Annotated in this window: 16 protein-coding genes and 1 pseudogene; 10 read left to right on the top strand and 7 right to left on the bottom strand. The window is 68.9% G+C overall.

What is annotated here, in order from left to right; translation table 11 throughout:
- Positions 1 to 80: 80 nt before the first annotated feature.
- Positions 81 to 1,211, bottom strand: coding sequence for a tetratricopeptide repeat protein (locus ACWC0C_RS35355; protein WP_450868294.1), 1,131 nt, complete (start codon positions 1,209 to 1,211; stop codon positions 81 to 83).
- 213 nt (positions 1,212 to 1,424) lie between these two features.
- On the opposite strand from ACWC0C_RS35355, the gene ACWC0C_RS35350 reads away from it, so the two are divergent.
- Entirely contained in the window at positions 1,425 to 1,988 is a 564-nt protein-coding gene (locus ACWC0C_RS35350; RefSeq protein WP_450868302.1) for an ATP-binding protein, read from the top strand.
- A gap of 355 nt (positions 1,989 to 2,343) precedes the next feature.
- Positions 2,344 to 2,598 carry a hypothetical protein gene (locus tag ACWC0C_RS35345; RefSeq protein ID WP_450868291.1) on the top strand — a complete coding sequence of 85 codons (255 nt, stop codon included), beginning with the start codon at positions 2,344 to 2,346 and terminating at the stop codon, positions 2,596 to 2,598.
- 427 nt (positions 2,599 to 3,025) lie between these two features.
- Here the strand turns inward: ACWC0C_RS35345 and ACWC0C_RS35340 are convergent, their stop codons facing one another.
- Entirely contained in the window at positions 3,026 to 3,805 is a 780-nt protein-coding gene (locus ACWC0C_RS35340) for a GntR family transcriptional regulator (protein WP_450868289.1), read from the bottom strand.
- Between the two features lie 159 nt (positions 3,806 to 3,964).
- On the opposite strand from ACWC0C_RS35340, the gene ACWC0C_RS35335 reads away from it, so the two are divergent.
- From ACWC0C_RS35335 to ACWC0C_RS35320, 4 genes and pseudogenes are all read left to right on the top strand, one after another.
- Positions 3,965 to 4,315: an SCO3933 family regulatory protein gene (locus ACWC0C_RS35335; protein ID WP_450868287.1), complete on the top strand. Its 351-nt coding sequence runs from the start codon at positions 3,965 to 3,967 to the stop codon at positions 4,313 to 4,315.
- Positions 4,315 to 5,531: pseudogene (locus ACWC0C_RS35330) on the top strand (FtsK/SpoIIIE domain-containing protein). The gene ACWC0C_RS35335 and the pseudogene ACWC0C_RS35330 overlap by 1 nt, the downstream one beginning before the upstream one ends.
- Positions 5,528 to 5,725, top strand: coding sequence for a hypothetical protein (locus tag ACWC0C_RS35325; RefSeq protein WP_450868285.1), 198 nt, complete (start codon positions 5,528 to 5,530; stop codon positions 5,723 to 5,725). Before ACWC0C_RS35330 ends, ACWC0C_RS35325 begins: the two are co-directional and overlap by 4 nt.
- A gap of 307 nt (positions 5,726 to 6,032) precedes the next feature.
- Positions 6,033 to 7,391, top strand: a complete 1,359-nt coding sequence (locus ACWC0C_RS35320; protein ID WP_450868300.1) for a replication initiator — start codon at positions 6,033 to 6,035, stop codon at positions 7,389 to 7,391.
- Positions 7,392 to 7,554: 163 nt separating this feature from the next.
- Here the strand turns inward: ACWC0C_RS35320 and ACWC0C_RS35315 are convergent, their stop codons facing one another.
- Together ACWC0C_RS35315 and ACWC0C_RS35310 are read right to left on the bottom strand one after the other, a co-directional pair.
- Positions 7,555 to 8,991 carry a recombinase family protein gene (locus ACWC0C_RS35315; protein ID WP_450868283.1) on the bottom strand — a complete coding sequence of 479 codons (1,437 nt, stop codon included), beginning with the start codon at positions 8,989 to 8,991 and terminating at the stop codon, positions 7,555 to 7,557.
- Positions 8,992 to 9,205: 214 nt separating this feature from the next.
- Positions 9,206 to 10,285 carry a YIP1 family protein gene (locus tag ACWC0C_RS35310; RefSeq protein WP_450868281.1) on the bottom strand — a complete coding sequence of 360 codons (1,080 nt, stop codon included), beginning with the start codon at positions 10,283 to 10,285 and terminating at the stop codon, positions 9,206 to 9,208.
- 108 nt (positions 10,286 to 10,393) lie between these two features.
- Here ACWC0C_RS35310 and ACWC0C_RS35305 point away from each other — a divergent pair, with 108 nt between their 5' ends.
- Positions 10,394 to 10,720: an antibiotic biosynthesis monooxygenase family protein gene (locus ACWC0C_RS35305; protein WP_450868279.1), complete on the top strand. Its 327-nt coding sequence runs from the start codon at positions 10,394 to 10,396 to the stop codon at positions 10,718 to 10,720.
- Between the two features lie 604 nt (positions 10,721 to 11,324).
- Here ACWC0C_RS35305 and ACWC0C_RS35300 read toward each other — a convergent pair.
- The 3 genes from ACWC0C_RS35300 to ACWC0C_RS35290 all read right to left on the bottom strand — a co-directional run bounded on the left by ACWC0C_RS35300 (position 11,325) and on the right by ACWC0C_RS35290 (position 14,783).
- Positions 11,325 to 11,585 carry a hypothetical protein gene (locus ACWC0C_RS35300; protein ID WP_450868277.1) on the bottom strand — a complete coding sequence of 87 codons (261 nt, stop codon included), beginning with the start codon at positions 11,583 to 11,585 and terminating at the stop codon, positions 11,325 to 11,327.
- Between the two features lie 32 nt (positions 11,586 to 11,617).
- Complete coding sequence (locus tag ACWC0C_RS35295; RefSeq protein ID WP_450868275.1) at positions 11,618 to 12,310, bottom strand: VC0807 family protein; 693 nt, start codon at positions 12,308 to 12,310, stop codon at positions 11,618 to 11,620.
- A 190-nt stretch (positions 12,311 to 12,500) separates the two neighbouring features.
- Positions 12,501 to 14,783: a (Fe-S)-binding protein gene (locus ACWC0C_RS35290; RefSeq protein WP_449199506.1), complete on the bottom strand. Its 2,283-nt coding sequence runs from the start codon at positions 14,781 to 14,783 to the stop codon at positions 12,501 to 12,503.
- A gap of 184 nt (positions 14,784 to 14,967) precedes the next feature.
- Here ACWC0C_RS35290 and ACWC0C_RS35285 point away from each other — a divergent pair, with 184 nt between their 5' ends.
- The 3 genes from ACWC0C_RS35285 to grpE all read left to right on the top strand — a co-directional run bounded on the left by ACWC0C_RS35285 (position 14,968) and on the right by grpE (position 18,621).
- Entirely contained in the window at positions 14,968 to 16,011 is a 1,044-nt protein-coding gene (locus ACWC0C_RS35285; RefSeq protein ID WP_449199505.1) for an MraY family glycosyltransferase, read from the top strand.
- A 94-nt stretch (positions 16,012 to 16,105) separates the two neighbouring features.
- On the top strand, positions 16,106 to 17,953 hold the full coding sequence (dnaK, locus tag ACWC0C_RS35280) for a molecular chaperone DnaK (RefSeq protein ID WP_449199504.1): 1,848 nt from the start codon (positions 16,106 to 16,108) through the stop codon (positions 17,951 to 17,953).
- Positions 17,950 to 18,621, top strand: coding sequence for a nucleotide exchange factor GrpE (gene grpE, locus ACWC0C_RS35275; protein WP_449199503.1), 672 nt, complete (start codon positions 17,950 to 17,952; stop codon positions 18,619 to 18,621). The genes dnaK and grpE overlap by 4 nt, the downstream gene beginning before the upstream one ends.
- Positions 18,622 to 18,660: the final 39 nt, after the last annotated feature.

Below are 18,660 nucleotides of genomic sequence, written 5' to 3'. Positions count from 1 at the left end.
TCCGAGTAGTCCTTCATCGCCATCGGCGGTCTTCTCGCTTCCTCCGGACCAAGCAGATCCAGTATCAGCGTGTCCACCACTCAGGGGGAGGCCCCCTCAGCCGCGCGCATGGGTGAAATCTCGGTCCCGTCCGGGCCCGTGCTGATACGGATCACCGATCGGGCGTGGGTGGCGGCGCGCTCGTCGTCTCCGAGGAGACGGTAGGCGTCCATCTCGTAGAAGTCCCACTTGTCGGGGTCGATGATGAAGTGGTGTTCGGGATGATCTGGCCGTGGGAGTCGGTCCAGCCTTGCCCGGCTGGCATCCAGGGAGTCCCGGACCAGGCGGCCGTCACCCATGCGTGCGGCGGCTCGGGCCTTGTGGGCATAGAGCTGTACACCGACAGAGTGCGTCTGGTCCGCCACGTGTCCGGCCTCGACGGCGCTGAGCATGTCCTGCCAGCGGCTCTGGGTGAGGGCGAACCACGCCTCGATCTCCCATGCCCATGCCTTGATCTCGCCGTGCCCGGCCTCCTCTCCGATGCGGAGTGCGGCGGCTTTGCTGAGGTTGGCGGCTTCGCGCTGGCCCCGGTCGTACTGCACGCACGCGTTCAGCAGGAACAGCCATCCGGTGTCGACCAGTAGCTCTCGGTGCTGGCGCAGGGTCATACGGCCTTCGAGCTGTTTGGTGACGTATTGCAGGCCGTTGCGGGTGCGCTCGTGGAGGTAGTCGGCGTCGGCGTATGGGTAGGCGCGGGCCAGTTGGTCAATGCCCTGTTCGATCGACTCCAGGGCGGCGCTGTTGATGCTGGACATCTCCGTGCGGCGGAGCATCTCCGCGATGTCCCATATACCTGCGCCGCCCTGCGCGATCAGGGTGCTCGGGTCCTCCGGCTGCGTAGCCCTGGCCGGCCGGTCCAGCTCCCATGGGCGTGGGGCGAGTCCTGCGAGATGACCTGGGATGCGCAGGCCGTCCACCACTTCCAGGATCTTGTGGAACTGGGTGATCCGTGGGCGGACGCCCTTGCCGTCGGTCTCGGGTCGGGCCATCTTGCCGATGTGCTCGCGTTTGTAGCCGACGGCCTCGGCGATCTTGGCGTAGCTGATGTTTCCGTGGATCTTGGCGAGTCTGAAGACCTCGCCGAAGTCGTGGTTGGCGATCGCCGACCGCACGTCTGCGCGTTCCAGCACGTGAGGCGGGAGAGCTGCCGGTGTCGGTGCAGCTGTGGTCATCTCACTTCCCCATTGTGATTGACCTAACGTCTGATCTTGTTCGATCTTCTCTTTCGATCATCGCGCCCCGTCTGTCCCGCGAGTCTACCGAGGGGGTCCCCAAGAGGGGGGTCCCCAAGTGGGGGGAGTCACGCTCGGGATGCGTAGTGCACCCTCGGGTCACCCTGCCGGGAGAGCCTCGGCGGGATGTGATCAGAGATGGTGATCGATGTCATGGACGCGAGGAAAACTCGGCGGTCTGAAGACCTCGCGCACGATCTAGACGCATACGCCCACTGGTTCGTGGTGCCGGATCCGTCCACCGGGCACTTCCTGGCGTTGACGCTCTTCGCCGAGTGCTGTGGTACGGCGCGCGTCGCGCGTGACACGACGTCCGTGTTCCTTCGCGGTGCGGTTCCGGACGAGGTCATGTATGACGCGCGGCTGGTCGTCTCGGAACTGGTCGGAAACGTCGTGAACCACGCGGTGCCGGACAGTCGCCGGGCCCATCCCGGCGGCCTTCGGCGCATTGAAGTGACCTTCAAGCGGTATCCGAGGTGGCTGTTCATCGGGGTCACGGATGAGGACTCGACACCCCCGCTGCTGCCCATGGGCGACTTCTACTCACCGGAGTTGATGACGGAGCTCTCAGAAGCGATCTTACCTGACAACGGCCGTGGGCTGATGCTCGCCCAGCGGATGGCGTCGGCGGTCTGGTGGACGCCAGAACAGCAGGGCGGCAAGACGGTCTGGTGCCGCTTCGATCTCGACGGAGAGGACGTCGGCGGTCAGCCCTGATGATCTCCGGCCTGTCGCCTCCGCGTTGCTCCCTCAGGAGCGGGCGGCAGACCGGGCCGGAGGGTGATTCCTCTGGCGATCGGAGCGTGGCTCTTGGGGGACGGTCCGCCGGGTTCCCCACTCGGCGGCCCCGAGGGCCACGCTTCACAACCCCATACCGAGACCGGACCACCCCCGCGCCTGGCAGCAACTGGGGTGGTCCGGGAGGGGGCACGACGATCCCCGGTGCCCGATGGTACCGGGGTCGTTGTGCTGTGCATTCGCCCTGGTGCCAAGAGAGTTGACGAACAGTTACCAGAGCGGGAGTGGCAACGTGACTGGCGCGGGGGCTGAGTGGCCCGTAGAAGGCTCGGACGTGGCGGGTGAGGACTTCGGTCTGTGGGTCCGTGGCGTCGACTACATGGGGGGCTGGCGTGATGCCCGTGAGGCTGCCGATGAAGTCAATCTTGCGATTCTCGGATCCGGTTTTGAGCCGTCCGAGTTACGGGCTGTTGCAGCGACGGATGATAATGGCCGTGGGGTTGTCCGATTGGTGGGGCAACCCGGTGCGGTGATCCGCCTCGCGGGGCTTCTCTGGCGGCTTGCGGACGGCGACGGTGGTGCAGCGTGAGGGGCCCTGCCGCTGGTGAGGGGTGCATGAGGTCGACCCCAAGCTCCTTGGGCCCCGACCCACGACGGCTTGCTGCGGCTCGTCTGCCTGGCTCAACTCCTGCCGTGCTTGATGCCTCAGCCACGGACAGTCAGCCACGACGATGCGGTGTGACGAACGGGCTGGCGCGCGTGTGTCTCGATCAGCCACCTACCGGCAGCAACCACGCTTCCGTGTTCTCGAGCGTTACGACCGGTACCGCCCCAGATTCGGCACCGATGGTTGGTCGAGGTCTCGACTCCTCGTGCGTGCTGCGGGTGGGGGCGCCGGCCGACCGGACGGGACCGGCGCCCACGCCGCACGCCCGGCCGGGGCGGCCGGGCGCCCCGCGCGCCGCAGGCGCGCCCTTGAGGAAGTGAAGGCTGTTTCGACCGATGCTCTGTCTTGCTCAGGTGCGGGCGCGTCGGGCGGGTTGTTTGTCGGCAGTGATCTGGTAGGCGAGTTCGGCACGGTCCGCGCTGAAGCGCAGCTCTTCGAGCAACAGCGGGCGGTCGTTGGTGCCGTGTGCGATGCGGGCGATGTGCAGGATCGGGGTCGCGTCCGGGAGCTGGAGCGTGGTCCGCTCGTCGGGCAGGGGCATGCGCGCGCGTACCGTCTCGGTCCACGACAGCTTGTGTCCGGCCTGAGTAAGCACCCAGTAGATGGCGGCCGGAGGCTTGCACGGCTCCTGGCCGAGCAGTGGAACCGTCTCGGCGGCCTCGAACGGGATCAAGGTGCGGTGCATGGCTCGTGTCCCGGTGCCGGGGTCGATGAGCAGCCGGTCGCAGCCGAACAGCGCTTCTTCTTCGCCGAGTTGGAGGAGTCGGCCGGTGTCCTTGGTGGTGCGGGTGCGGTAGGTGCTCGGTTTCTCGGTCTCCTGCCAGGTGTCGCTGTTGGGCATCACGTACTTGCCCTCGTCGGTGCGGCTGATGCGGCGCTCGATCGTGAGGTGGGGCTGTCCGCTGGAGCGCACGAAGCTGCCCTTGCCGTGTCGGACATCGATGAGGCCTTCCGCGCGAAGGGCCGAGATCGCGTTGCGGACCGTCGGGCGGGAGACGCCGTACTTGGCCATGAGCTGGGCCTCGGACGGCAGCAGGGAGTCCGGGGCGAACTCGCCGGACAGGATCGCTTCGCGGATCGCTGCGGCCACCTGCTGGTAGAGGGCTCCGGGGCGCTGGATCTCCGACATGTCGGCATCTCCGGTTAGGTCGTAGGCACGTCGCACGCGCGACATCACTCGTCAGCATAAGTACTGGCGTCATCGCCGTATAGGGCCCCATAGTCACCACTCATGAGGACAAGTGACGTCAGTATGACTGGCGTCCAATCGGCCAAGGAGGCCAAGGAAATGCAGTCCATTCCCGTAGACACTGCGCGGCTGGGCGTACTGCGGTGCGCCATCGCGCCCGAAGCAAAGCTCAGCAACCCCGAGACACAGGAGGTGAAGAGGAACCGGGACGGTAATCCGGTCTGGACCGTGGCCGTCACCGTGCGGCAGGACGGACGGCGGATCTCCGTCATCGAGATCGCCGTGAGCGGTCAGCCGAAGGGCATCGAGGAAGGCCAGATAGTCAAGGTCACCGGCCTGACGGCGTTCGCCTGGTCGATGGGCGAGCGGCACGGCGTCAGCTTCCGCGCCGCCGCGATCACCCCCGTCCAAGGCGGCCCGGCGGCGCACGCGAAGGGCGGTGACGCGTGATGGGACTTGTCCTGCTGGCCTTCGGCCTCGCCGTTCTGGCGTGGGTCCTGGTCGTCGGTGACCTGGTCCGCCGGCATCAGCCGGTCTGGCACTGGTACCTGGTCGGCTACCCGGCCACGGCCTGCCGGGTGGTGTTCACCTGGCGCAAGGTCGCCCAGCTCAACGACCTCGCCGTATCCAAGCGTCCGCCGCGCGGGCTCCTCGGCGACCTGGTCGTCAAGGGTGACCCGCTGCGGCCGGTGGCTCCGAGGATCTCCTTCCTTTCGTGCACGCATGGAAGGTCCACGCTGTCCGTGTCACCTCCCCGGAACGCGGGCTGGTGCTGCTGACCGCAACGGCCACCGATCCGCTCCAGCGACCCGGCTTAGCCACAGCCCCCGCCGAATTGCTCTCGGCGCTCATCGGCGTACTGGAGAGCGGCGGCGCCTGGGTGATGAACCTGCGGCTCGTGCCCCACTGGCTCATCGCCGGGGCCACCCGCTCAGGCAAGTCCGCGCTGCTGGCCCGGCTGATCACCCAACTCGCCCCTCAGCCGGTCGCCCTGGTGGGCATCGACTGCAAGGGCGGGATGGAACTCGGGCTGTTCGCCGGACGGCTCAGCGCGCTGGCAACCTGCCGACGCGAAGCCGTCGCCGTGCTCTCCGCGCTGGTGGTCGACATGCAGGACCGGATGAGCGCCTGCCGGTCGGCCGGAGTGCGCTCGATCTGGGAACTGCCCGACAAGCTCCGGCCGTTGCCGGTCGTCGTGATCGTGGACGAGATCGCGGAGCTGTACCTCTCCGACGGCACCCGCGAGAGCAAGGCCGAGGCCGAACAGTGCTCCACGCTCCTGCTCCGCATCGGGCAGCTCGGGGCCGCGCTTGGCCTGCACCTGGTCGTCGCCGGCCAACGCGTCGGCTCCGACCTCGGCCCCGGCGTCACCGCCCTGCGCGCCCAGCTCGGTGGACGGATCTGCCACCGCGTCAACGACCCCGGCACTGCCGAGATGACCCTCGGGGACCTGAACAAGGACGCCGTGGCTGTCGCCCAGTCGATCACGGCGGAGGAACGCGGCGTGGCCGTCTGCACCGGCCCTGACGGCGGCTGGAACCGCGCCCGCTCCCACCTCACACCGACCGAGGAAGCCGTGTCGACGGCCCGGAAGTACGCCGCACTCACCCCGGAACTGCCCGCCCTGGAACGCGCCCTTGGGGTGTCGGAAGGAGACGAGAAGTGATCAGCGAAGGTACGGCGTTCACGTTCGCGGTGGTCTTCGGGATCATCACCGTCCTCCTCGTCCGCTCCCGCGACGTGCGCCCCTGGGAAGCGGTCTGCGTCGGCCTCTTCGGCCTCTACCTCGGCCAGACCCCCGTCGCCTTCACCGTCCACGACCTCGTCATGTGGCTGATCAACGGCTTCTCCCACCACTGAGCAGAAGGGACAGACGGCAATGCCCATGCCTCGCGTGAGGTGCCCCCACTGCAAGGGCGACGGAGCCCGCAGGACCTGGACCGGACGGATGCACCGCTGCCGCGTCTGCCGGGGCACCGGAACCATCCGATGAGCCCACAGCACCATCTCTGATCAGGAAGGACGTGATCCCCATGAGCAACGGCGCACCACCACTCACCACCTACCAGGCCGCTCCGGCGGCCCACCCCGGAAGGTCACCACCATCACCCCGCAGTCCGAGAACGCCTCGGCTGACCGGCGCGCCGTTCTCGACCGCGCGGCGCGCCTGGGCCAGCTTCCCGAAGCAGACAGAGACGCCATCCTCCTCGCCCAAGATCCCAAGTTTCCCCGCCTGCTGGAGCAGATCACCGCAACCGGCGGCTGCGCCCACCCCGTCCACCTCTCCGGCTCCACCACCGCCCTGGACGGCACAACCGGCGAGATCCTCCACCACTACGACACCCGCAACGAACCCGGCGAACGCCTCCTCGTCCGCTGCCGCAACCGCCGCGCAACCATCTGCCCGGGCTGCTCCCGCCTCCACGCCGGAGACACTTACCACCTCGTCCGCGCCGGCCTCCTCGGCGGCAAGAACATCCCCACGACCGTCCGCCAGCGCCCCCGGCTCTTCGTCACGCTGACCGCCCCGTCCTTCGGGCCCGTCCACCGTGCCGGAGAGCAGCGCCGACCGCGGCGCGATGGTGGAACGTGCGAACACGGACGTCCCCTCAGTTGCGGTGCTGCCCACACCCCGGACGCGGCCGCTGTCGGCCAGCCGCTCTGCCCCGACTGCTACGACTACGCCGCCCACGTCCTGTGGCACGCCCATGCCTCCAAGCTGTGGGACCGGTTCGTCATCGACGTACGGCGGCGCCTGGCCTCCTCCGTCGGCCTAGTACAGTCCCACTTCGCCCGGCACGCCCGGCTGTCCTTCGCCCGCGTCGCCGAGTACCAGAAGCGCGCGGCCGTCCACGTCCATGCCATCGTCCGCCTCGACGGACCCAATGGACCCGATGACGAACCCCCGGCCTGGGGCACCGCCGACCTGCTGACGGACGCCGTGCGCGCCTCGGCCCGCCGGGTTCTGGTCCATACGCTCTACAGCGCGGCCGTGGGGGAGCTGGCATTGCGCTGGGGCGCCCAGGTCGACGCCCGGCCCCTGCGCACCAACGGCGACGGACCCGACGACGACGCCGTAGCCGCGTACGTGGCGAAGTACGTCACCAAGGGAGCGAGCGAGACAGGCGCCGGCATCGACCACCCGCTCACCACCTGGGCCGACATCGAGTCCGCCCGCGTCAGCGAACACGTCTGCACCCTCATGCGCGCCTGCTGGCGCCTCGGCGGCCTTCCCGAGTACGAACCCCTCCGCCTGCGGGCCTGGGCCCACTCCCTCGGTTACCGGGGCCACATCCTCACCAAATCCCGCGCCTACTCCACCACCTACGCGGCACTCCGCGCCGAACGCGCCCACCACGTCGGCCGCACCGACATGCCCAACGCGATCACTGAACGGAACTGGCGCTACGTCGGCTCCGGCCACACCCCCGGCGCTGCCCTCATCGCGGCAGGGATCGCTGAGGACCGACGCATCAACCGCGAGATGGCCCGCGAAATCTCGAACGAGGGAGGGGCCCTTGGCTGAGCCGAAGAAGATCATCAGCACCGAAGAATGGATCAAGAAGCACCTTGCGCGGGCTCCGGCACGGGACAGGGCATGGGTGGAACGTGCTCGGCTGCTGCATCGCAGGACCACATGACAGAGGCCCCGGTAGCTCCGGGGCCTCTCGGTGCTCTGTGGTCCGGCGTCATTCCCGCCAGACAGGCTCGATCAGATCAGGATCGAAGATCCGCTTTCCCCTACCTGCCGGGTGAATGATCACTGCCGACAGGCTATGGAGGATGATCTCCTGTTGGCGCTCAATAGGGAGATCGAAGAACTCCTCTTCGGTCAGGTCCTCGGTGCGTCCCTTCGCCTCCCTCTGCTTCTGCTCCTTGTAGAACCGGGACCGCTCCAGCTTCAGCTCGTCGCGCAACCTCTCCTTGGCCGGCAGCAACTGCAAGAGGGTGGACACGCTGATCTGCTTGGCCTTCTCTGCCTCCACAAGTTGGCGGATGTCGGCGTTCACGTCCTCCAGCTCCTGCTCTCGAGGCCACCGCTGATCTTCGGCCGCATCGGAACCGGCGGCCTTCTCACGCTTCTCCTCAAGCACCAACCGCGCGATGTGTTTGTCCACGGGCTCGCCCACGCGCCCGACCTTGCCGCACCCGCCGTTGACCACCGAGCACTGGTAGGTGTACTTCGACGCCTTGGAGCCGGGCTTCCAGTTGCGGTTGTTCTGCCCCCGGATCTTCGTCTTGCATAGTCCGCACCGCGCGATGCCGGAGAGAAGGTACTTGCGGGCGAGCGACAGACCGGGCCGCTGCTGCTTGCGCTCGGCGACCGCCGCGCACACCGCCTCCCACTCCTCGGCGGTGTTGATCGGCTCCCAGTCACCCATGACGGGCTGGCCGTCGTCGCCGTACAGGATCTCGCCGTGGTACGTCCGGTAGCCGACCAACCGGGGGTTGGTGAGGCTGTGCTCGACGTGGTGGTGGGCCATGCGCTTGGTGCCCTCGCGCGGGTTCCCGAGACCCTGTTCCTGCCACCGCGTGCGAATCGTTCCGATGCGGACTCCGGCAAGGATCTCGCGCTGTGCGGCTCGGATGGCCTTCGCGGCCTCGGGGTTGACCTTGCTGCGGTCGTCCTTGCGCCAGCCGTACGGTGCTGGGCCTCCGCTGTCCTTGCCTTGCTGGGCCAGCTCCAGGTGCTTGCGCCTGATGCGGCGTGAGGCGTCATGGGACGACTTGTTGGCGAACGCCACCATGATCCGGGCCATGGTGCGGCCGTCGGGCGTTCCCAAGTTGATGTCGTTGGTGACGGTCGCGAACTCAAGTCGTGGCCGCTCGTCGAAGATCTCGATCAGTCGCTCAAGGTCGCGCGGCTGGCGGGCGAGACGGTCAAGGTCGTACGCCACGATCCCGTCGATGAGCCCGGCACGGAGATCCTTCAACATTAGCTCGAACTCGTCGCGCACCACGTTCCGCTTGAACGCGGACACGTCGTTGTCCTCGTAGACCTTCACGGCCTGCCAGGAACGGAGATCGGCGAGACGCTCGCAGTCCGATTGCTGCCGGGCGACGCCTAACGCCTCGCCCTCGTCGTCCCGCGAGATGCGGGTGTAGATCCCCACCTTGCGCGCCACTGTCGGGCCCTCCCCTGACTGCGCCATGCTGCGACGATGCCGGAAGAGCCTACTACCCTCATTCAGTTCAATCAGCCTGGAGCGTCGAGCCGCCCGTGGTGAAGCGGGCCGGGCAGGTGCTCGACGCCTGAGACATCGGGCACACCAGGCATGTGAAAGGGCCCCCGGAATCCGCCACGGCGCCGGGGGCCCTTCGCATGCTCTTCCCAGGGAACTAGAACGTCCCCAGCTTCACTATCGACAGCAGCGCGATCAGCTGGATCGCGGACGCCCCCAGCGCCTTCGGCCAGGGCAGGTCGTGGGAGCGGGAGACCATCAGGGTCAGCAGGGCGCCCGCGCCGATCCAGGTGGCCCAGCCGAGCAGCTGCACAAAGCCGGCGTCGCCGCCGAAGAACATGGCGAAGACCAGGCGGGGCGCGTCCGTGAGGGCCGTGATCAGCATGGACAGGCCGACCGTCGGCTGCCAGGCACCGTCGCCGCCCAGCTGGCGGGCCAGGGTGTGGGTGACCACGCCCAGGATGAACAGGCCGAGCACCATGACGACCGCCGTGATCAGCACGATCGGCACCGCGTTGGAGAGCGTCGCGCTGATCGCGTCCTTGCGGGCGCCGTCGAAGCCGAAGACGGCCAGCAGGCCGTAGAGGAACGTGGTGATGAGCGCCGGGGTCCACATCGTGTAGTCCCGCATGCGCAGGAAGGTCTGGTTCGGGGAGAGGACGATCCCCTTCAGCAGTTCCTTCCAGTGCAGGGGCGGGCCGAGCGGTGCGGCGGGGGCGGCGGCCGAGCCGGCCTGGTAGGTCGCGCCCTGGGTGTAGCCGGCGGCCTCGTCGATCGAGAACGCCTGGGTGTGGCCCGGGTTGTTGGCCGCGTACGGGTCCTGACCGCGGGCGCCGCCCGGGTAGCCGCCGTCGTCCCCGAAGTACTCCGGCCCGTCGTCGGCCGGGCCCGGCTGTCCGTACGACTGGCCCGGCCGGCCGTACGGCTGCCCCTGGGGGTGCGACGGCTGTCCCGGCTGTGGGTACGACTGCTGCGGGTACGGCCGCTGCGGCGCCTGCGGGTAGCCGTACGAGGGCCCCGAGGGCTGCCCGTACGACGGTCCCGCGGGCTGCCCCTGCTGCGGTCCGGGCCGCCCGTACGACCGTCCCTGCGGCGCCTGTTGTCCTTGGGGGGTGCGGTTGTCCCGGCCCCCGCGTCCGATCCTGAATCCAGCCACGTCATCGAACGTACCTGGTCCCGGAGGGTGACGTGGCGGGCCCCGGCGTCCGGGCCCGGCTTTGCGGCCGACCTGTGACATCCCCTAAGGGACCGTCAGCGACTCGACCAGGGGACGGTCAGGGGTTTCCCCCGGTTTCCCGCAGCCGTGCCGCCCCCCTGTGGGAGATCGGTGGGCCAGGATGGTGGCATGAGCGTAGTGAAGATCAATGTGCTGACCGTGCCCGCCGAGCAGCGGGAGGTGCTGGAGAAGCGGTTCGCCTCCCGTGCCCACGCGGTGGAGAACTCCGACGGCTTCGAGTGGTTCGAGCTGCTGCGCCCCGTCGAGGGCACCGACACGTACCTCGTGTACACCCGCTGGCGTGACGAGCAGTCGTTCCAGGCGTGGCTGGAGGGGCCGATGAAGGCCGCGCACCAGGGGGGCGGGGAGGGCGCCGAGCGGCCGAAGCCGGCCGCCTCCGGCTCCACCCTGTGGTCCTTCGAGGTGGTGCAGCAGGCGGGGCCCAAGGGGGCGTAGGGCGGCGTAGGTGGCGTAGGCGATCGGCAGTTCTGTTCCGTCCGGTTTTCACTGCGGGTGGCGGAACAGATCTGCCAGTCTCTCCCCGACCTCGAAAGGCGCGGGCACCATGATCGGCGCGGGTGCGCCTGAGGCCTATGTGCTGCGCGAGGCGTTCGCGTACTCGTACGACGAGATCGCGGGCATGCTGCAGCTGTGAACCCGTCGAGGCGGCCCAGCGCCGGCGGCTGGTCGAGGCCAACGGCCGGCCCGGCCTGCCGCTCGTCCAGGACGGGGTCACCGTGGCCCTGGTGGGCTTCACGGCCGGGCCGGACGGCATCGACGGCCTGTACTGGGTCCTCGCGCCCGACAAACCGAGGGCCTACGAACGGTCCGCGCGCAGGCCCGCCCGTCCATAGCCGCGCCGACCGCAGGGAGCCGGCCAACCAACCGCAGCCGCCTGTCAGTTGACCGCGGTGCACCTCGGGCTCCGCGAAGTCGCGCACGCCGTACGACGGCTCGTCCTGGGCCGCGTCGGCCACGGCGGCCGCGACGTCGGCGGAGGCCATCGGACGCAGGCGGACGGACGGCAGGCGCACCTCCGTGCCTTCGGTGGACATGCCCATCACCGGGGCGACGACGGGGAGTTCGACACGTCCACGACCACGTCCGCGCCCTTGAGCGCCTCGGCCAGGCCCTCGCCGGTGACGGCGTCGACGCCCGTGGCGGGAGCGGGCGACAGGGCCTCGTGGCCGCTGTCCCGCAGGAGCGCGACCACCTGCGAGCCGATGAGCCCCGTACCGCCGACAACCACGATCTTCAAGTGCCGAGCCACCGCCGCGCCGATCCCGCTCGCCGCGCCCGTGACCACCACGACCTGCGCCATGCCCTGCTCCTCCCGTGGTTCCGATCGCCCCGTCAGCCCGCCGCTGCTGCCGCCGTTGGCGCCGTCGCGGTTTCGCGGTGGATGACGGCGAGCCGGGCCGGGCCGCGCGCGTAACGTCGGCTGAAGATCTCCAGGGCGGCGAACAGCGCCACGTACTGGAGCGTGGTCACCAGCATCACCGAGTCGACGGGCAGCGTGTACGCGATCACCACCCGGACGACCGAGTCCAGTAGCAGCCCCACGCCCCAGATCGCCGTCAGCAGCCGCATCACGTGCCGGAAGGTCGGCGACGCCTGCCAGTTGTGTGCCAGCTCCGCGCGCCTGCCGCCCTTGGCCACGGAGGACAGGAGCCGGTAGATGAGCGGCTGCCCGCGCAGCGTGGCCAGGAAGACCAGCCCGACGACGCCCGTCATCCAGCCGTCCTTGGCGAGCATGAACCGCGGGCTCCCGGTCACCGCCGACAGCGCCGCGCCCAGCGCCACCATGCCGAAGACCAGGATGCCCAGCATCCCGGTGCGCCGCTCCCGCGCCACCGTCGGCAGCGCCGCCAGGGCCGGCGGTACGGCGCTCGCCAGCACTGCCCACCACAGGCCGGTCCCGGCCGCCCGGAGGCCGTAGAACACGGCCGGCGGCGCGACGACGTTCAGCGCGAGGCTCCGCAGCAGCGGCCCGTTCGACGACCTCGTGACCCTGCCGTCCTTGTCGTCCGTGTTCGCGATGCGCATCCCGGTCCTGTCCTTCGCCCTGGTCCGTGTCCCGTCTTCCGACGCCTTCGACGCTACGGAGCCCGGGGGCGGCGCACAGTGCGCCCAGCAGGCGAGTGGGGGTGGTGCCAGGCCCACCTTCGCGGGAAACGACGACGGCGCCCCCTGCCTGTGCGAAGCAGGGGGCGCCGTACGAGCGGGACGGCCGTTGTTACTTCACCGGCTCGGGCTCCGGCTCGCTCTCGGTCTCCGCCTCACCGGCCGGGTCGACCGGCGTCTTGACGGAGTCGAGGAGCAGCTGGGCGACGTCCACGACCTGGATGGACTCCTTGGCCTTGCCCTCGTTCTTCTTGCCGTTGACCGAGTCGGTGAGCATGACCAGGCAGAACGGGCAGGCCGTCGACACGATGTCGGGGTTCAGGGAGAGGGCCTCGTCGACGCGCTCGTTGTTGATGCGCTTGCCGATGCGCTCTTCCATCCACATCCGGGCGCCGCCGGCGCCGCAGCAGAAGCCGCGCTCCTTGTGGCGGTGCATCTCCTCGTTGCGCAGGCCCGGGACCTTGCCGATGATCTCGCGCGGGGGCGTGTAGATCTTGTTGTGGCGGCCCAGGTAGCACGGGTCGTGGTAGGTGATGATGCCCTCGACGGGGGTGACGGGGATCAGCTTGCCCTCGTCCACCAGGTGCTGCAGCAGCTGGGTGTGGTGGATGACCTCGTAGTCGCCGCCGAGCTGCGGGTACTCGTTGCCGAGCGTGTTGAGGCAGTGCGGGCAGGTCGCGACGATCTTCTTCGCGGACTTCGGCTTCTTGGACTCCGGCGTGACGTTGCCGTCCTCGTCGGTCTCCTCACCGAAGGCCATGTTCAGCGCGGCCACGTTCTCCATGCCGAGCTCCTGGAACAGGGGCTCGTTGCCGAGGCGGCGGGCGGAGTCACCGGTGCACTTCTCGTCGCCGCCCATGATCGCGAACTTCACGCCCGCGATGTGCAGCAGCTCGGCGAAGGCCTTGGTGGTCTTCTTGGCGCGGTCCTCCAGGGCTCCGGCGCAGCCGACCCAGTACAGGTACTCGACCTCGGTGAGGTCCTCGATGTCCTTGCCGACGACCGGGACCTCGAAGTCGACCTCCTTGGTCCACTCCAGGCGCTGCTTCTTGGCCAGGCCCCAGGGGTTGCCCTTCTTCTCCAGGTTCTTGAGCATCGTGCCCGCCTCGGACGGGAACGCGGACTCGATCATGACCTGGTAGCGGCGCATGTCGACGATGTGGTCGACGTGCTCGATGTCCACCGGGCACTGCTCGACACAGGCGCCGCAGGTGGTGCAGGACCACAGCACGTCCGGGTCGATGACGCCGTTCTCCTCGGCGGTGCCGATCAGCGGGCGCTCGGCCTCGGCCAGCGCGGCGGCGGGGACGTCCTTCAGCTGCTCCTCGGAGGCCTTCTCCTCGCCCTCCACGGTCTTGCCGCCGCCGGCCAGCAGGTACGGCGCCTTGGCGTGGGCGTTGTCCCGCAGGGACATGATCAGCAGCTTCGGGGACAGCGGCTTGCCGGTGTTCCAGGCGGGGCACTGCGACTGGCAGCGGCCGCACTCGGTGCAGGTGGAGAAGTCCAGCAGGCCCTTCCAGGAGAACTGCTCGACCTGGGAGACACCGAAGACGTCGTCCTCGCCGGGGTCGGTGAAGTCGATCGGCTTGCCGCCGGACGTCATCGGCAGCAGCGCGCCGAGGGAGGTCTCACCGGTGGCGTTGCGCTTGAAGTAGATGTTCGGGAAGGCCAGGAAGCGGTGCCAGGCCACACCCATGTCGGTCTTCAGGGCGACCGTGATCATCCAGATGAAGGAGGTCGCGATCTTCAGGCCGGCGAAGAAGTAGGTGAGGTTCTGGAGCGTGGAGACGTCCATGCCCTTGAGCCACGACACGACCGGGTACGAGATGAAGAACGAGGCCTCGTAGCCGTCGACGTGGTGCTGGGCGCCTTCGAGGGCGTGCAGCATGAAGATGCAGACGCCGACGATGAGGATGACGGCCTCGACGAAGTACGCCTGGCCGAAGTTGGAGCCCGCGAAGCGGGACTTGCGCCCCGGCGTGCGCGGGTGGCTCAGCTGGCGGATCGCGATCAGGACGAGGATGCCGAGGACCGTCATCGTGCCGATGAACTCGACGAAGACGTTGTACGGCGCCCAGTCGCCGATGATCGGCAGGATCCAGTCGGCCTTGAAGAGCTGTCCGATCGCGTTGACGATCGTCAGCAGCAGGGAGAAGAAGCCCACCGCCACGAACCAGTGCGCCACACCGACGACGCCCCAGCGGTTCATCCGGGTGTGGCCCAGGAACTCCCTGACCACGGTGAGGGTGCGCTGTGCGGGGTCGTTGGTCCGCGTCCCGGCCGGCACCGACTGGCCCAGCCGCATGAAATTGAAGATCTGGAGGAGGGCGCGGCCGAACAGTGCCACGCCGACCACGATCAGGACCAGCGACACGATGATCGCGGCGAGTTGCATTGGGGCTCCTGGGGCGGCCTCGAAACCGAGCGACATTACTAAGCGGTAACTTATCCAGTCCGTCTGAGACTACCCCCATCTTCCTGCGAGATGCAGCAGAGCTCGGGGTGATGCGCATCATCCCACGGGTCATCGGATCGTGTTATTCGTACCGAATTGCTACATTCACCCCTACCTTAGAGCCGTGCTCTACGGGATCGCTGCCGCCACCGCGGCCCTGCTTCTTGCCGCCGTCCTCTCGGCGCTGCTCAGGGTGCCCGCGCTGCGGGCGGGCATCCTCGATCGGCGGTGGCAGCGGCCCCTGCCCCTGCTCGGCGGGCTCGCCGTGGTGGTCGTCACCTGTCTCGTCACCTGGGTGGGCCAGTCGACCCGGATCGCCCCGCTCGGTGACGGGGTCGTGCAGCTGCTGTTCGCCGCCGCCGCGGTGGCCGCGCTCGGCCTGGTCGCCGACGTCTGGCGGCTGCGCCCGCGCGTGCTCGTCGCCGGTACGGTCGTGGCGGCGGCCTGGGTGGTGCCCTACGACGAGACGGGCGTGTGGGGTGGGATCCTCGCCGTCGGCTGGATCGTGCTCGTCTCCCTCGCCTTCAAGGGGCTCGACCACGCGGACGGGCTGGCCGGGACGGTCGGGGTGGTGACCGCGTTCGGCGCCGGCGTCTGCGCCGCGGCCGAGGTGATGGACGGGCTCGCCGTGCTGCTGAGCGTGTTCGCCGCCGCGCTCACCGGCTTCCTGATGCACAACTGGCATCCCGCGCGGATCGGGCTCGGCGCCTGCGGCTCGCTGTTCACCGGGTTCCTGCTGTCGTCGTCCGTCGTCTTCACGCGCGCGGGGTACGGCATCGGGCCGAGCGCGGCGGTGGTGTTCTGCCTCGCCGCGGTCGCCGTCGCCGACGCCGTCCTGGTGGTCCTCGCTCGCGCGCTGGCCCGGCGTCCGCTGCTGCGGCGCGGCCCCGACCATCTGGCGCACCGGCTGCGCCGGCTCGGGCTCACTCCGGCGGGGGCGGTCGTGCTGCTGGGTGCGGGCTCCTTCTCCGCGGTGCTCGTCGGGGTGCTCGTGCACACGGGGTGGACCGGGGAGGGAGCTGCGCTGTGGGTGGCCGGAGGCGCGCTGTTCGCCGTTCTCGTACTCCTTCGCATCCGTGTGCGCATCCCGGCCCAGGCGCCTCCGCAAGGGGCATCGACGCAGGTCAGAGGGCAGGTGACCAGCCAGTTGCGTGTAAGGAACGGATAAGACTTGAGCGCTGTCGACTCAGGTCTGTTGACCCAGCGCTGGCCGTCATGCACACTTGAGTCCGTTCCACTCAAGTCAGCTGGAGGAATCAACCATGGCACGTGCGGTCGGCATCGACCTGGGCACGACTAACTCCGTCGTCAGCGTTCTGGAGGGCGGCGAGCCCACCGTCATCACCAACGCCGAGGGTGCCAGGACCACGCCGTCCGTCGTCGCCTTCGCCAAGAACGGTGAGGTGCTCGTCGGCGAGGTCGCCAAGCGCCAGGCGGTCACGAACGTGGACCGGACCATCCGCTCGGTGAAGCGCCACATGGGCACCGACTGGAAGATCCAGCTCGACGGCAAGGACTTCAACCCGCAGCAGATCTCCGCCTTCATCCTGCAGAAGCTGAAGCGGGACGCCGAGGCCTACCTGGGCGAGAAGGTCACGGACGCGGTCATCACCGTCCCGGCCTACTTCAACGACTCCGAGCGCCAGGCGACGAAGGAGGCCGGCGAGATCGCCGGTCTGAACGTCCTGCGCATCGTGAACGAGCCGACGGCGGCCGCGCTCGCCTACGGCCTCGACAAGGACGACCAGACGATCCTCGTCTTCGACCTCGGTGGCGGCACCTTCGACGTGTCCCTCCTGGAGATCGGCGACGGCGTCGTCGAGGTGAAGGCCACCAACGGTGACAACCACCTCGGTGGTGACGACTGGGACCAGCGCGTCGTCGACTACCTGGTCAAGCAGTTCGCGTCCGGTCACGGTGTGGACCTCGGCAAGGACAAGATGGCGCTGCAGCGTCTGCGCGAGGCCGCCGAGAAGGCGAAGATCGAGCTGTCCTCGTCCACCGAGACCTCGATCAACCTGCCCTACATCACCGCGTCCGCCGAGGGCCCGCTGCACCTGGACGAGAAGCTCACCCGGGCCCAGTTCCAGCAGCTGACGGCCGACCTGCTGGAGCGCTGCAAGACGCCGTTCCACAACGTCATCAAGGACGCCGGCATCTCCATCAACGAGATCGACCACGTCGTCCTCGTCGGTGGCTCCACCCGTATGCCCGCCGTCGCCGAGCTCGTCAAGGAGCTGACCGGCGGCAAGGAGGCCAACAAGGGCGTGAACCCGGACGAGGTCGTCGCCATCGGCGCCTCGCTCCAGGCCGGTGTCCTCAAGGGCGAGGTCAAGGACGTCCTGCTGCTCGACGTCACCCCGCTGTCCCTCGGTATCGAGACCAAGGGCGGCATCATGACCAAGCTGATCGAGCGCAACACCACGATCCCGACCAAGCGCTCCGAGATCTTCACCACGGCCGAGGACAACCAGCCGTCCGTGCAGATCCAGGTCTACCAGGGCGAGCGCGAGATCGCGGCGTACAACAAGAAGCTCGGCATGTTCGAGCTGACCGGTCTGCCGCCGGCGCCGCGTGGCGTCCCGCAGATCGAGGTCTCCTTCGACATCGACGCCAACGGCATCATGCACGTCACGGCCAAGGACCTCGGCACGGGCAAGGAGCAGAAGATGACCGTCACCGGCGGCTCCTCGCTGCCGAAGGACGAGGTCGACCGGATGCGCCAGGAGGCCGAGCAGTACGCGGAGGAGGACCACCGCCGCCGCGAGGCCGCCGAGACCCGCAACCAGGGCGAGCAGCTCGTCTACCAGACCGAGAAGTTCCTCAAGGACAACGAGGACAAGGTCCCCGGCGAGATCAAGACCGAGGTGGAGTCCGCCGTCGCCGAGCTGAAGGAGAAGCTCAAGGGCGAGGACACCGCCGAGATCCGCACGGCCACCGAGAAGGTCGCGGCCGTCTCGCAGAAGCTCGGCCAGGCCATGTACGCCGACGCCCAGGCCGCGCAGGCCGGCGGCCCGGAGGGTGCCACCGCCGGCGGCGCCAAGCCCGCCGACGACGACGTCGTGGACGCCGAGATCGTGGACGACGAGCGCAAGGACGGTGCCGCGTGACGGAGGAGACCCCGGGCTTCGAGGAGAAGCCCGACGTCCCCTCCGGCGCCACCCCCGACGACGCCGAGTCGAAGGCCGCCCCCGAGGAGGGGGCGGCCCCGGCCGGGGACGGAAACGCGAACGTGGGCCTGGTGGCCCAGCTGGACCAGGTGCGTACGGCGCTGAACGAGCGCACGGTGGACCTCCAGCGCCTCCAGGCCGAGTACCAGAACTACCGCCGCCGGGTCGAGCGCGACCGGATCGCGGTCAAGGAGATCGCCATCGCGAACCTCCTGACCGAGCTCCTGCCCGTGCTCGACGACATCGGCCGCGCGCGGGAGCACGGCGAGCTGGTCGGCGGCTTCAAGTCGGTGGCCGAGTCGCTGGAGACCGTCGCGGCGAAGATGGGCCTGCAGCAGTTCGGCAAGGAGGGCGAGCCCTTCGACCCGACCATCCACGAGGCCCTGATGCACTCCTACGCGCCGGACGTCACCGAGACGACCTGCGTGGCGATCCTGCAGCCCGGGTATCGCATCGGCGAGCGCACCATCCGCCCCGCGCGGGTGGCCGTCGCCGAGCCGCAGCCCGGCGCGCAGACCGTCAAGGCCGAGGGTGCCGAGGAGAGCACCGAGGCCAAGCAGGCCGGTGCCGCCGATGACAAGGAGAACGGTGGCCCGGACGAGGGCTGACGTAGAGACACTCAAAGGGAACCGCGGAAAGGGGGCGCG

The organism is Streptomyces sp. NPDC001709 (genome assembly GCF_053596375.1).
This window is presented reverse-complemented; position numbering and strand designations above follow the sequence as displayed.